This window comes from Altererythrobacter sp. CAU 1778 (genome assembly GCF_054482795.1).
Window position 1 is genome coordinate 176,242 of the sequence record NZ_JBTLRP010000003.1, and the last position, 14,196, is coordinate 190,437.

Genomic DNA, 14,196 nt, shown 5'->3' on the forward strand with positions numbered 1-14,196 from the left:
GATGGGGCGCAAGAGCAAACCGCGCTGGGTGCGCTATGTCTTCGGATTCCTGCTGCTGGCGGCCCTGGTCGCAGGCGGCTGGGCGTGGTGGCACGTTACCCACTGGATCCCCCCGCGCGACCAGTATCCGCTGCAAGGTGTGCTCGCCGGTGAGCAGGACGGGCTGATGAACTTCAATCAGGTCCGTGCGACCGGCGGGGAATTTGCCTATCTCGAGGCAAGCGACGGGGCGCGGCGGCAGGACACGCAATTCACCCGCAACCTCGCCGCCGCCAAGGCAGCCGGGTTGCAGGTGGGCGCAGTGCATCGCTTCGATCCCTGCGCCCCGGCGGAGACGCAGGCGGCCAATTTCGTCACCGTGGTGCCGCGCGACGCAAGCCTGCTGCCGCCCGCGATCGAACTCGACCAGGGCGGCGAGGCGTGCGAGGGCAACGTCAGCGAAGCGGCAGTGGAGAGCGAACTCATGACCTTTCTCAACCAGGTGGAAATGCACGTCGGCAAACCCGCCGTGCTCAAACTCTCTCGCAGCTTCGAGGCGCAGCACCATGTCGCCGCGCGCATGGGGCGCAACCTGTGGGTATCGCAGGACCGCTTCGCCCCGACCTATGCCAAGCGCCCTTGGGCAATCTGGACCGCCAATTCCCGCCTGCGCAGCGAGGCGAGCGACCATGCGCTGCGCTGGCTGGTGGTGCAGCCATGAGCGTGTCGCGCGACGAGCTGATAGCAGCGGCCCGCGCGGCGCAGGCGCAGGCCTATGCCCCCTATTCGCGCTTTCATGTCGGCGCCGCATTGCTGTTCGACGATGGCGCGGTGGTGACCGGCTGCAATGTCGAGAATGCAAGTTACGGGATGACGCTGTGCGCGGAAACCGTGGCAGTCGGCAGCGCCATGGCGGCGGGGCGGCGCGGGGGGCTGGTCGCGGTGGCCGTTACCGGGTCGGGCGAAGGTACGATCACGCCATGCGGGCGATGCCGACAGGTGCTGTACGAATTGGCGGCGCTCGGCGGGACGGACCCCGTCGTTCACTGTGTCGGACCGGACGAAGTGCGCGATCTGCGCCTGTCGGACTTGCTGCCGGAAGCTTTCGGACCCGACGCCCTCGGCTGAAATCACATTTCAGTGTGCATTGCCGGTTGCGAACGTCACATCGCGGTGATAGCTCGCGCTCCATGAACGCACTCACTGCCGACTCGACGATTGCAAAGGTTCGCCAGCTCGTGGCTGACGGCACCATGTCCCGCTCTGCCCTTGCCCGTGCTGCCGGCCTCCACGCCAACACGCTGCGCGACTGCACCGAGGATGGCTGGAACCCGACCAGCGACACGCTTGCGAAGATCGAACGGTTCCTGTCAGACAGCGACGACCAGCCCGTGATCGTCGGGATCGAGGAGATCATCGAGGAAGCGCGCAATGGCCGGATGTACATCCTTGTCGATGACGAGGACCGCGAGAACGAAGGCGATCTCATCATCCCAGCGCAGATGGCGACCCCTGCCGCAATCAATTTCATGGCGACCCACGGGCGCGGGCTGATCTGCCTCACGCTCACCAAGTCGCGGGTCGAAACGCTCGGTCTCGAGCTCATGAGCCGCAACAATCGCACGCGCCACGAAACCGCGTTCACCACCTCCATCGAGGCACGCGAAGGCGTGACCACCGGCATCTCCGCCGCCGACCGTGCGCGCACCGTCAGCGTGGCCGTGGACTCGAGCAAGGGTGCAGGCGATCTCGTGACGCCGGGCCACGTCTTCCCGCTGGTCGCGCGCGAAGGCGGCGTGCTGATCCGCGCCGGGCATACGGAAGCCTCGGTCGACATATCGCGCCTCGCCGGTCTCAACCCTTCGGGCGTGATCTGCGAGATCATGAACGACGACGGCACGATGGCCCGGCTCGACGATCTCGTTGGTTTCGCGCGGCAGCACAACATGAAGATCGGCACGATCCGTGACCTGATCGCCTATCGCCGCAAGCACGACCGGCTGGTCGTGGAGGCGGCGCAAACCCGCCTGAAGACTCGCCACGCGGGCGAATGGACCGTGCGCAGCTTCCTCAACAATGCGACCGGCGAGGAAACGATGGCGCTGACGCTGGGTCATGTCGATCCGGGCAAGCCGACCCTGGTGCGGATGCACACTCTCGACCTGTTCAACGACTGCCTGGGCGCGGACGATCCGCGCTCCGGCGTGCTCGAAACCTCGATGCGGATGATCGCGGAAGAAGGCGCGGGCGTCATCGTAATTCTCAACCGCGCGCGTTCCGCCCAGTGGACCAGCTATCTCGAGATGAAGGCGGGCAAGGTGCCCAAGCCCGATATGGACGAGCTGCGCGACTACGGTCTTGGCGCCCAGATCCTCGCCGAACTCGGGGTGCACGAGATGATGCTGATCACCAATTCGCACCAGTCGCTGGTTGCGCTCGAAGGTTACGACCTGTCGATCGTGGGTGAACGGCCCTTCGCCGACTAACCGAGCGCGCCGCTGTCGCGCAGGGCGGCGATCTCGTCTGCCGACAAATCCAGCGAAGCCAGCACTTCGTCCGTCTGTGCGCCCGGCATCGGCGCAGGCGCAGGCGCGCCCGTAGTTGTGCCGGAATAGCGCGGCGCAGGCGCTGGTTGCGTATCGCCGGCAACGCTGACGAATGTGCCGCGCGCGACATTGTGGGGATGCTCCGCCGCCTCGCTCATGGTCAGGACGGGTGCGTAGCAGACGTCGGTGTGTTCGAGCAGCGCGTCCCATTCGGCCCGCGTCTTCGTCAGAAAGATTTCGGCCAGCCGCTCCTTCAGCGTGTCCCACTGCCCGCGGTCGTGCTGAGCGTCGAAGGCGGTATCGTCCAGCCCGACCAGCTGGCGCAGCTCGGCATAGAATTGCGGCTCGATGCTACCGATGGAGACGAACCTGCCGTCCGCCGTTTCGTAGGTGTCGTAGAAATGCGCGCCGGTATCGAGCATGTTGGCGCCAAGATCTTCCGACCAGACGCCCATGTTCTTCATGCCGTGCAGCATACCCATCAACACCGCCGTCCCGTCGGTCATGGCGGCGTCGATCACCTGCCCGTCGCCGCCACGCGCCACGTTCAGCAGGGCGCTGACCATGCCGAAGGCGAGCATCATGCCGCCGCCGCCGAAATCTCCGACCATGTTGATCGGCGGCGTCGGTTTGCCGCCTGCGCGACCGAAATGGGCCAGCGCACCGGCCAGTGCGATGTAGTTGATGTCGTGCCCGGCATAAGCAGCATACGGGCCGGTCTGGCCCCAGCCCGTCATGCGGCCGTAAACGAGCTTCGGATTGTCGGAGAGAAGGACGTCAGGGCCAAGACCCAGCCGCTCCATCACGCCGGGGCGAAAGCCCTCGACCAGCCCATCGGCGGTCGCGCAGATCCGGCGCGCCAGAGCCACGCCAGCCTCGTCCTTCAGGTTGAGCGCTATGGACTTGCGCCCGCGGGCCAGCACGTCCTTCGTGGTGATCGGTTGCGATCCGCCGCGCGTGCCGCTGGCACGGTCGATGCGGATGACTTCCGCGCCGTGATCGGCCAGCATCATGCCGCAGAACGGCCCCGGCCCGATGCCGGCAAATTCTACGATGCGCAGTCCGTGGAGCGGGCCCGGCATCGGCGCGCCTTACCGCGGTGCCATTCGGATCGCGCCATCGATGCGGATCGATTCGCCGTTGATCATCGGGTTGGTGATGATGCTTTCCACCAGATGCGCATATTCCTCCGGCTGGCCGAGCCGGCTGGGGAAAGGCACCTGCTGACCGAGCGATTCCTGCGCCGCTTCGGGCAGGCCGAGCATCAGCGGCGTGAGGAAGATGCCGGGCGCGATGGTGTTCACGCGGATGCCGAAGCGGGCGAGGTCGCGCGCGATGGGCAGCATCATGCCGACCACGCCGCCCTTCGACGCAGAGTAGGCGGCTTGCCCCATCTGGCCTTCGTAGGCCGCAACGGAAGCGGTATTGATCGCCACCCCGCGTTCGCCGTCCTTGCCGGGCAGGGGTTCCGCGGGAATCAGCCGAGCGGCGAATTTCGACAGCACGTTGAAGGTGCCCAGCAGGTTCACTTCGAGCGTCTTGCGGAAAAGTTCGAGATCGTGCGGATTGTTGTCGCGATCCACGGTCTTCACCGCGGGTGCGAAACCGGCGCAGCTGATCAGGATGCGCGCGACCCCGTGCGCTTCCTCCGCCTCCGCGATAGCAGCGGCGACGGCGTCGTTGCTGCTGACGTCGACCTTGGCAAAGCGACCGCCGATGGCCTTGGCGTGTTCGACGCCCTTGTCCTCATTAAGATCGAAAATGGTGACCTTCGCGCCCTTTTCGGCAAGCCGCGCCGCAGTCGCTCCGCCAAGGCCCGACGCGCCGCCGGTGACGATGGCGGCCATGTTCTCGATCTGCATAGGTGTTTGTCCCCGCGCTTTGTCAGAGGTGAAAGTCTGGAGCGGGTAAGGGGAATCGAACCCCTCTAGCCAGCTTGGAAGGCTGGAGCATTACCACTATGCTATACCCGCCCGTGAGGCAGCCGATGCGGCCGCCGGAAAAGCGAGGCTGCGCTTGCCACCGCGCGCAGGGGTTCGTCAACCGGATTGCGAAGCTTCGGAACGAGACGCTTCCGCCGGCATGCCGAGATCCTCGTCCGTATCCGCTTCCTCCGGCTGCCAGCCTTCGGGCGCGTAGGTCAGTTCCACGCGGCGATTTGCCTTGCGACCGGCCTCGTTCGGTGAGCCGTCCGGCAGGGCATTGGGCTGCTTCGGATTCTGCGCACCGAACGCGATCACGGTGATGCTGGCCTCATCCACGCCCTGCTCGACGAGGAAGTCGGCCACCGCCTGCGCCCGCCGCTGCGAGACGCGGGTGTTCGCATCCCCGCTGCCGTCCGCGTCGCTATGGCCACGAATGATGATCGGCCAGCCCTGCTCTGCATCGATGCGCGGAGCGAGTTCGGTCAGCCGTTCCTTCACAGTGTCCGTCAACGTGCTGCCGCCATCGGCAAAGGAAAGCGTCAGGCGGATGGGTTCCGGCTCCGGCTCGACGATCGGCGTTTCGTCGATGTCGGAGCGCATGATCGAGCCATCGCCGCTACCATCGGCACCAATCGTCGCGGCATCCTCCGCAGGCTCCTGCGGCGGCGGTGCCGGCTCGCTCTCCGATCCGCCGCAGCCGGCGAGCATCGCGAGCGAGAGAAGTGATGGGATGACGAGATTGCGTGTCATGGTCGGGCCTTGCTGGATCATGCCGGTTCGGGTTTCGCACGGTCGCCCCTGGCTGCCTTGCGGCTGGCGCGCTCTTCCTGCGTTTCGATCTGCGGCGGGGAATAGGAAATTATGATGTCGCCTTCGCGCGGCTCTGGCGCGGCGGCGTGGGTGAAGAAGCGCATCCTGCCAGTGGGGCGAAGGATCAGCAGCAGATGCGCGCGCTCCGGCAGGTTTTCCTGCGCCTTGCTGAAATCGTAGCGTTCGGACAGGCGCGTCTTGCGGAACCGCCAGCCCTCGGCCTCGCGCTCCTGCAGGTCCTCGACCCCCAGGCCTTCGGTGAACAGGGCGCGCCCGCGCAGGCTGGACGGGAGCGAACGGTGATCGTCATCGTCACCCGGCTCGCCCAGCTGATAGACGGAATCGGTGCCTATTTCCGGTGCGAATTCGCTGCAGACCAGCGCGTTGTACGCTTCGTTCTCGGTCGCGGCCACGAGGACCTGGAACGGGGTGAGGTCGAGGTTGTGCTCGGTCGCTTCGTTGAGGATTTCTCCATGATAGGTCGGCAGCCCCTCGCGCCGCGCGGCGGCGAGGCGTTGCCAGCTCGAATCGACGATCATCACCGGGGTATCGAGCTGGTGGAGCTGCCGCGCCAGCGCGACCGTCCACGGAGTGGAGCCGACGATCAGCAGTCCGGGCCGCGTCTCGCCCTTCACCTTGAGCAGGCGGGCGACAATGTCGACGGTGAAACCGCTGGCCATGATGGTTGCCACCACGACGGCGAAGCTCAACCCGATGAGGATGTTGCCGTCCTGATAGCCCAGTTCGTTGAGGCGCAGTGCGAACAGGCCGGAAATGGCGACCAGCACGATCCCGCGCGGCGCGATCCAGGCGAGGAACAGCCGCTCGTTCCACGGTACCGAGCTGAACAGCAGGCTGATGAGGATCGTCGCCGGGCGAACGAGGAACAGCAGGGCGAGCAGGAACACGCCGAAGCGCCATTCGAAATTGCGCAGCTGTTCGAAATCGAGCGAGGCGGACAGCAGGATGAAGATGCCCGAAACCAGCAGCACGGCGATATTCTGCTTGAACGGATGGATGGAGCGGAGGCTGGCAACGTGCATGTTGGCCAGCGCGATGCCCATAACGGTAACCGCGACGAGACCCGCCTCGTGCTCGATCGTGTTGCACATGACGAAGACGCCGACCACTGCCACCAGCAGCACCGGTACCTTCAGGAATTCCGGCACGAAGCCCCGCGGGAAGCTCCAGGCGATGACGCGCGCCGCAGCGTAGCCGATGGCTCCCGAAAGCAGCGCAGCGATGATCAGCGGCGGAACCACTTCGACCACCGAGGCGCCGGGCGATTCCGCCAGCTTGCGGAAATATTCATAGGCGACCACGGCGCACAGCGCGCCGACGGGGTCGTTGACGATGGCTTCCCATTTGAGAATCGCTGCGGGCCGTTGCTGCACCGCGCTCTGGCGGAGCAGCGGCAGCACGACGGTGGGGCCCGTCACGACCAGAATACCTGCAAAGAGAATGGCGACCGGCCAGTTGAGCCCGGCAATATAATAGCAGGCGAGCGAACCGAACAGCCAGCCGAAGGGAACGCCGAGCACCACTAGCCGCAGCACGCCGTCGCCCGAGTTCTTCAGTTCGCGATAGTCGAGGCTCAGCCCACCTTCGAACAGGATCAACGCGACGCCGATCGAGACCATCGGTTCGAGCATTCCGCCGAACGCTTCGCGCGGGTTCATCACGCCCAGCACCGGACCGGCCATGAAGCCCGCGAAGAGCATCAGGACGATTGCGGGCCAACCCGTACGCCAGGCGATCCACTGCGCGCCGATGCCCAGTACGCCGACCAGTGCAATGACGAGTGCCTGGCTTTCCATGATAAGTGTCTGTCTGCCCCTCGTTCGGACGCAAAATGTCCTTCGGCCCGATGGTGACACATCCGGCGTATGGTTGGCAAATGCGCGAGGGCGGCGTTCTATCCCGCAAACACGCTGTAAGTGTGTTCAGTGGCCGGGAAAATCCATCAGCGCGGATACGGCCAGGCCGTCGTCACGAAGCCGCTGCGCCCCGCCGAGATCCGGCAAATCGATGACGAAGCAGGCGCCGGCAACGTCCCCGCCGGCGCGGCGAAGAAGCGATGCGGCGGCCAAGGCCGTGCCGCCAGTTGCAATCAGGTCGTCTACCATCACGACGCGCTGTCCGTCGGCAATGGCATCGGGGTCCATTTCCAGCCGGTCGCTGCCGTACTCGAGCGCATATTCCTCGGTGATGGTGGCGATCGGGAGCTTGCCGGGTTTGCGCACGGGCACGAAGCCGATGCCGAGCCGCGCGGCCACCGCTGCGCCGAAGATGAAGCCGCGCGCTTCCATTCCGGCGACCGCCTCCGCACCGAAATCGCGTGCACTGGTGGAGAGATGCTCGATGGTCGCGGCAAGCCCGGGACCGTGGCCGAGCAGGGTCGTTATGTCGCGGAACTGGATACCGGGTGCCGGGAAATCCGGCACGGTGCGGACCAGTGCCTTCAGCTCTTCGGGGGTCATGCGCGCCTCTTCACTGCAAAGCAGAACGCCCCTGACGCCGGTTGGGCGCAGGGGCGTTTCGCAAATTTCACAGGAAGGGCGATCAGTCGTCCCGGCGCGGCTTCACATTGGACCATACCTGCTTCTTGGCAAACCATGCGAGGATCGTCGCGAAAAGCAGGAAGCCCATGAACCAGAAGCCGGTCTGCTTGCGCTTCACCAGCGTCGGCTCCCCCGCCCACTGCAGGAAGGCCGCTACGTCGTTCGCCATCTGGTCGACCGAAGCGTCGGTGCCGTCATCGAAGGTCACCTGACCGGTTGAAGTCAGCGGCGGGGCCATCGCGATGTTGAGGCTGTGGAAATACGGGTTGTAATGCAGCCCGTCCGGCGTGGTGAATTCGGGGAATTCCTCCGCCAGTTCCGCCGGAGCTTCCTGATAGCCGGTCAGCAGCGAATAGACGTAGTTCGTGCCGTCGTGACGCGCCTTGGTGATCAGCGACAGGTCGGGCGGGATCGCGTTGTTGTTCGCAGCGCGCGCGGCGATGTCGTTGGGATAGGGCGACGGGAAGTAATCCGTCGGCAGGCCGGGACGCGTGGTCGCCTCGCCCGTGTTCGGATCGACGCCCGGCACGGTCCAGGTTGCGGCTTCGGCCTTCACCTGGTTCTCGGTGTAGCCCAGCTGATGCAGGTCGCGGATGGCGACGTGCCGCAGCGAGTGACAGGCCGAGCACACTTCCTTGTACACCTTGTAGCCGCGCTGCAGCTGCTGCTGGTCCCAATGCGCGAATACGCCATCGGTCGGCACGCGGGCTTCGCGCGGATACTTGTGGAACTCGTGCTCCGCCGTCGGCGCGACGAACTGGCCGTACTTGGCCAGCTCCCCGAACGCGGGGCCGACCCCGGCGAAGAAGGCGATCAGCACGACGAGCGTAAAGCCCAGGCCGACGAAAAATCCAATAATGCGGATCATGTGGGGTTCTTTCCTTGTCGCCTTAGACCGCGGGTGTCGCGTTTTCGCCCAGCACCGGCTTCTTGTCCGAATGAAGCACCGCATCGGTGATCGAACGGGGCAGCGGATCCGGCTTTTCGATCGAGGAGACGATCGGCAGGATCACGAGGAAGTGCAGGAAGTAATACGCCGTCGCGAGCTGGCTGAGCATGATGTACGGCTCTTCGGCGTGCGCGCCGCCGAGGTAGAACAGCGCCGCCATGTCGACCAGCAGGATGATGTAGAAGATCTTGAACAGCGGGCGGTAGTGGCCGCTGCGCACCGGCGAGCGGTCCAGCCAGGGCAGGAAGAACCACACCAGGATCGCGCTGAACATCGCGAGCACGCCCCACAGCTTGGCCGGCAGGATGAAGTCGAAGGTGAAGGCACGCAGGATCGCGTAGAACGGATAGAAATACCATTCGGGCACGATCAGCGCCGGAGTCGAGAGCGGGTTGGCCGGAATGTAGTTGTCCGGGTGGCCCAGCATGTTCGGCATGAAGAACACGAACGCGCAATAGAGGATCAGGAACACGCCCAGTCCGAAGCCGTCCTTCGCCGTGTAATACGGGTGGAAGGGCACGGTGTCGCTTTCGCTCTTCACCTCGACGCCGGTCGGGTTCGAAGAGCCCGGAATATGCAGCGCCCAGATGTGCAGGATGACGACCCCGGCAATAACGAAGGGCAGCAGGAAGTGCAGGCTGAAGAAGCGGTTGAGCGCGGCGTTGTCCGGCGCGTAACCGCCGAGCAGCCAGATCTGCAACGGCTCGCCCACCAGCGGGATCGCGCCAAACAGGCCGGTGATCACCTTGGCACCCCAGAAGCTCATCTGGCCCCAGGGAAGGACGTAACCCATGAAGGCGGTTGCCATCATAAGGAGGAAGATCACGACGCCGAGCAGCCAGATCATCTCGCGCGGGGCCTTGTAGCTCGAATAGAACAGGCCGCGGAAAATGTGCATGTAGACGACGATGAAGAAGAAGCTCGCGCCATTGGCGTGGGCATAGCGCATCAGCCAGCCCCAGTTGACGTCGCGCATGATGTGCTCGGTCGAATCGAAGGCGACCAGCGCGTTGGGCGCATAATGCATCGCCAGCACCACGCCGGTGACGATCTGCAGCATCAGGCAGAAGCCGGCGAGAACGCCGAAGTTCCACATGTAGTTGAGATTGCGCGGCACCGGATAGCCGGCACCGACCGCGTTATACACGAAGCGCGGCAGCGGCAGTTTCTCGTCGAGGAACTTGGTCAGGCCGTTGGCCGGCTTGTATTCTCTGGCCCAGGGAAAGCTCATGGTGTGTCTCTTGCTCCTCAGCCGACGCGGATCACGGTGTCGGAGGTGAATTCATAGTCGGGCACTACCAGGTTGGTCGGTGCCGGGCCTTTGCGGATGCGCGCGGCCGTGTCGTAGTGCGAGCCGTGGCACGGGCAGAAATAGCCGCCGAATTCGCCCTTGATCTCGCCTTCGGCAGCGCCCAGCGGCACGCAGCCGAGATGGGTACAAACGCCCATGGTGACGAGGATCGCCTTGTGGCCTTCCTTCGTGCGGTCTTCGAGCGATTCCGGATCGCGCAGGCTGGATGCGGGCGTCGCATCGGCAGCGGCGATTTCCTGCGGCGTCAGGTGACGCACGAACAACGGCTGCTTGCGGAACACGGCCTTGATCGCCTGCCCCGGCTCGATCGCGCTGATGTCCACTTCGGTGCTGCTTTCGGCAAGCACGTCGGCCGACGGCGCCATCTGGCTGACCAGCGGATACAGGATGGTCAGGCCGCCGACCCCGGCAGCGGAAACCGCCGCGATGGTCAGGAAGTCGCGGCGGCGCGCGCCTTCGCCGTCCACGGCGACGGTATCGTCGCGCGTATCAGGAATCGTGTTTGCAGTGGTGTCTGCCATCAAACTTGCCTTGCCTCATACCAGCCCGGACGGGCGGGATTGTGCCTTTGAGATCGCGTATGCAGGGAGCCCCTCGCGACCATTGCAGCAGGTGCCCTGAAAACCCCCGCCGGTCTCGCTTTGCGCGCGCTGATAGCTGCGAAAGACCCGCGTGCCAACCGTGTTTTTGGCAAGTTCCTTGCGCTTCAGCGCAACCCGATCAGCGAAAGCTGGCGACCGTAATTGGCCTCTGCGCGATGGGTGGCGCGGCGGTAGGAATAGAAGCGTTCCGGATCGGCATAAGTGTCGCGACCGAGACGATCGACCGCCCCGACGCCTGCGCGCGCGCACAGCGCGGCGACATAGCCTTCGAGGTCGAACTGGTAATGACCCGCGCGCGCGGGTGCGAAGAATGCATGGTCTTGGGGCGAGAACTCGGCCCGCATATCCTCGCCGACTTCGTAACTCGCCTGCGCGATACACGGGCCGACGGCGGCAACGATGCGTTCGGGCCGCGCGCCGAGGCTCCGCATGGCGGCGACCGTGTTGTCGATCACGCCGTCCACCGCGCCGCGCCAGCCGGCATGGGCGGCGCCGACGACCCCTGCCTTGTGATCGGCGAAGAGAACGGGCGCGCAATCGGCGGTGACGATGCCGAGCAGCAGGTCCGACCGGTCTGTGACCAGCGCATCCGCGCGCGGGCGGTCGTCGAGGCTGATCGGCCCGGACACTACCACGACATCAGGGGAGTGAACCTGATAGACGGTGACCAGTGCTGCGCCCGGCAGCACGGTTTCGGCAGCGATCCGCCTGTTCTCCTCCACGGCTGCGGCATCGTCATCGGCGCCGAACCCGCATTGGAGACCCGCGACGGCACCGGTCGAAACGCCGCCGGTACGCGTCATGAAGCCGTGCGGGACAGCTTCGAGAACTGGCGAGGTGAGCGCTTCAGCCAAGCGAGCGTGTGACCTGCTCTGACGTGTCGCGCGACAGCTTCACTGCGGCCAGCCGCTCCAGCTGGGCCTTCATCAGGGCCGAACGATGGGGTTCCAGCCGCTTCCAGCGGCCAAGCGGAATGACGAATCGCGCCGCCGTTTGCGCATTGATCGGATCGAGCGCGAGGATGAGATCGGCAATCATGCGATAGCCTTCCCCATCGGCGGCATGGAAGCCGTGCGGATTGCCCGCAAACGCCATGTATAGCGAGCGCACGCGGTTCGGATTGCGCAAAGTGAAGTCGGGATGGTTGGCCAGCGCCTTTACCTGTTCCAGCACGTCGGGGTGGAGCGAGAAAGCTTGCGTCATGAACCACTTGTCGATGACCAGCGCGTTGTCGGTAAAGCGCTGGTGGAAGTCGGCCAGCTTTTCCTCGCGCGCCGGATGGTCGAGCCCCGCCAGCGCCGACAAGGCGGACTGGCGGTCGGTCATGTTGTCGGCCCGGTCGTATTGATACGCTGCAAGCTCCGCGGCCTTGGCCGGGTCGCTCGCTGCCGCGAAGCCAAGCACCTGGGCCTTCAGCTTGCGCGCGCCCTTCGTCTCCAGCGAGTGCGAGAACGGCACCTTCTCCGCGCGGTCGTAAAGACCATGCAGTTCCTGTTGCAGTGCCACGCCCAGCCAGGCCTTCAGCGCTTCCCGCTCGGCATGGATGGCCGCAGGGTCGGAACGGTCGATCTGTTCGGCAATATAGGACTGGCTCGGCAGGGCGAGCAGTTCGCCGCGCATCAGATCGTCGATCCGATCGTCCGCGATGACGGCGGCCAGCGCCGTGCGCAGCGCCTCGCGGCCCGAAGCGCGACGCGTCTCGTCCAGCGCGCCGGTAGATGCCGCGACCAGATACCGCGTCGCGAGGTCCTGCAAGGCTTCGTAGCGTGCGAAGGAATCGTCGTCATGCGCGGCCAGAAAGACCAGGTCGTCGTCCGACAGGTCGCGGAGAATGGATACCGGCGCGGAAAAGCCGCGATTTATGGACAGGACCGGTTCGGAAGGGAATCCGTCGAAGCTCAAGCTCGCTTCAGCTGTGTCGAGCGTGACCAGTCGTTCACCATCATGTCGCCCGGTTTCGCGGTCGAACAAGGCGATCTTCAGCGGGATCGGCATCGGCTGCTTGTCGGGCTGGCCGGGCGTCGGCGGAACCGTCTGCGACAGGTGCAGCGTCGCCACATCGCCGTCATGCGACACGCGAACGGCCACCTTCGGCGTGCCTGCCTGACTGTACCACCGGCGGAATTGCTCGAGATCCAGGCCGGCGCCATCCTCGATCGCGCTGATGAAGTCCTCGCAAGTCGCGGCCTCGCCATCGTGGCGGTCGAAATAGAGGTCGGTGCCTTTTCGGAAAGCGTCCTCTCCGGCGAGGGTGCGCATCATGCGAATGACCTCGGCACCCTTGTTATACACCGTGGCCGTGTAGAAATTGCTGATCTCGCGGAAGCTGTCGGGCCGGATCGGGTGGGCGAGCGGTCCGCTGTCTTCGGGGAACTGCGCCGCGCGCAACACGCGCACATCCTCGATCCGCTTGACCGGCGCGCTGCCCATGTCCTGCGAGAAGAGCTGGTCTCGCAGCACGGTGAAGCCTTCCTTCAGGCTCAGCTGGAACCAGTCGCGGCAGGTCACGCGGTTGCCCGACCAATTGTGGAAGTATTCGTGCGCGATGACGCCTTCCACCGCGTCGAAATCGGCATCGGTGGCAGTCTCCACGTCGGCCAGCACGTATTTCGTGTTGAAGACGTTGAGGCCCTTGTTCTCCATCGCCCCCATGTTGAAATCGCTCACCGCGACGATGTTGAAGACGTCGAGGTCGTATTCGCGCCCGAATGTTTCTTCGTCCCACGTCATGCTGCGCTTCAGCGAATCCATCGCGTGATGCGTGCGCTCGAGATCGCCGTCACGCACCCAGATGGCGAGGTCGACCTCGCGGCCGCTCATGGTGGTGAAGCTGTCGCGATTGGCGACCAGGTCGCCCGCGACCAGCGCGAAGAGGTAGCTCGGCTTGGGCCACGGATCGTGCCATTCGGCCCAGTGGATGCCGTCGTGCCCTTCGCCCGTCGCCGTCTCGTTGCCGTTGCACAGCAGAATCGGGAACTGCGCCTTCGGACCGCTCATCCGCACCGTGTAGGTGCTGAGCACGTCGGGCCGGTCGGGGAAGAAAGTGATGCGGCGGAACCCCTCCGCCTCGCATTGCGTGCAGAGCATTCCGCCCGATGCGTAAAGCCCCATCAGCTGGCTGTTATCGCTCGGCGCGATTTCGGTGACGATGCGGATGTCATGGGCATCGCCCGACAGCGGGATGACCAGATCGTTGCCGTCCATGGTCCAGTCGGCAGCGGGCTGATCGTCAATTTCGACCGCCAGCGGCGTCAGGCCATCGCCATTGAGGCGGATCGTCGGCGATCCGTCGGCCTTGGCATTGCGGGCGACCGTGAGCCGCGATGTGACGCGTGTCCTGTCGAGGTCGAGGTCGAATTCCAGCCTCACATGCGGGACAATCCACGGAAACGGGCGATAATCCTCGCGCCGGATGACGGGCGGGTCGTGAGGCTCGGCGGCCGCATCGGCCATCTCGGGATTGCGAATAATGTCCATGGTGCTCGATTTAGGGTGTGTGGTGGGCGGGTCCA

At 65.0% G+C, this 14,196-nt stretch carries 13 protein-coding genes and 1 tRNA gene; 3 read left to right on the top strand and 11 right to left on the bottom strand.

The genetic code is table 11. The features are described 5' to 3' along the window. Position 1 precedes the first annotated feature (1 nt). The 3 genes from ACXYN8_RS12355 (at position 2) to ribB (ending at position 2,465) form a co-directional block, all read left to right on the top strand. Entirely contained in the window at positions 2 to 700 is a 699-nt protein-coding gene (locus ACXYN8_RS12355; protein WP_458889759.1) for a glycoside hydrolase family 25 protein, read from the top strand. Beyond that, positions 697 to 1,107 (top strand): cytidine deaminase, encoded by a 411-nt coding sequence (locus tag ACXYN8_RS12360; protein ID WP_458889760.1) that lies wholly within the window; start codon positions 697 to 699, stop codon positions 1,105 to 1,107. The genes ACXYN8_RS12355 and ACXYN8_RS12360 overlap by 4 nt, the downstream gene beginning before the upstream one ends. Before the next feature lie 62 nt (positions 1,108 to 1,169). Further along, positions 1,170 to 2,465, top strand: coding sequence for a 3,4-dihydroxy-2-butanone-4-phosphate synthase (gene ribB, locus ACXYN8_RS12365; protein ID WP_458889761.1), 1,296 nt, complete (start codon positions 1,170 to 1,172; stop codon positions 2,463 to 2,465). Here ribB and ACXYN8_RS12370 read toward each other — a convergent pair. The 11 genes from ACXYN8_RS12370 to pepN form a co-directional block, all read right to left on the bottom strand. Then, positions 2,462 to 3,607 carry a CaiB/BaiF CoA transferase family protein gene (locus ACXYN8_RS12370; protein ID WP_458889762.1) on the bottom strand — a complete coding sequence of 382 codons (1,146 nt, stop codon included), beginning with the start codon at positions 3,605 to 3,607 and terminating at the stop codon, positions 2,462 to 2,464. The genes ribB and ACXYN8_RS12370 overlap by 4 nt on opposite strands. Positions 3,608 to 3,616: 9 nt before the next feature. Further along, positions 3,617 to 4,387, bottom strand: coding sequence for an SDR family NAD(P)-dependent oxidoreductase (locus tag ACXYN8_RS12375; RefSeq protein ID WP_458889763.1), 771 nt, complete (start codon positions 4,385 to 4,387; stop codon positions 3,617 to 3,619). A gap of 37 nt (positions 4,388 to 4,424) precedes the next feature. Then, positions 4,425 to 4,498: transfer RNA gene (locus ACXYN8_RS12380), tRNA-Gly, on the bottom strand. Between the two features lie 66 nt (positions 4,499 to 4,564). After that, positions 4,565 to 5,200, bottom strand: coding sequence for an OmpA family protein (locus ACXYN8_RS12385; RefSeq protein ID WP_458889764.1), 636 nt, complete (start codon positions 5,198 to 5,200; stop codon positions 4,565 to 4,567). 17 nt (positions 5,201 to 5,217) lie between these two features. Further along, positions 5,218 to 7,077 (bottom strand): cation:proton antiporter, encoded by a 1,860-nt coding sequence (locus ACXYN8_RS12390; RefSeq protein WP_458889765.1) that lies wholly within the window; start codon positions 7,075 to 7,077, stop codon positions 5,218 to 5,220. Between the two features lie 126 nt (positions 7,078 to 7,203). Then, a complete protein-coding gene (locus tag ACXYN8_RS12395; protein ID WP_458889766.1) occupies positions 7,204 to 7,740 on the bottom strand; it encodes an adenine phosphoribosyltransferase in 537 nt (178 codons plus the stop codon). Positions 7,741 to 7,822: 82 nt separating this feature from the next. Beyond that, positions 7,823 to 8,689: a cytochrome c1 gene (locus tag ACXYN8_RS12400; protein WP_458889767.1), complete on the bottom strand. Its 867-nt coding sequence runs from the start codon at positions 8,687 to 8,689 to the stop codon at positions 7,823 to 7,825. A gap of 22 nt (positions 8,690 to 8,711) precedes the next feature. Continuing rightward, positions 8,712 to 10,001 carry a cytochrome b gene (locus ACXYN8_RS12405; RefSeq protein WP_458889768.1) on the bottom strand — a complete coding sequence of 430 codons (1,290 nt, stop codon included), beginning with the start codon at positions 9,999 to 10,001 and terminating at the stop codon, positions 8,712 to 8,714. Positions 10,002 to 10,018: 17 nt separating this feature from the next. Then, a complete protein-coding gene (gene petA / locus ACXYN8_RS12410; RefSeq protein ID WP_458889769.1) occupies positions 10,019 to 10,603 on the bottom strand; it encodes a ubiquinol-cytochrome c reductase iron-sulfur subunit in 585 nt (194 codons plus the stop codon). Between the two features lie 185 nt (positions 10,604 to 10,788). Beyond that, positions 10,789 to 11,487: a peptidoglycan editing factor PgeF gene (pgeF, locus tag ACXYN8_RS12415; protein WP_458889934.1), complete on the bottom strand. Its 699-nt coding sequence runs from the start codon at positions 11,485 to 11,487 to the stop codon at positions 10,789 to 10,791. Between the two features lie 43 nt (positions 11,488 to 11,530). Next, positions 11,531 to 14,161: an aminopeptidase N gene (pepN, locus tag ACXYN8_RS12420; protein WP_458889770.1), complete on the bottom strand. Its 2,631-nt coding sequence runs from the start codon at positions 14,159 to 14,161 to the stop codon at positions 11,531 to 11,533. Positions 14,162 to 14,196: the final 35 nt, after the last annotated feature.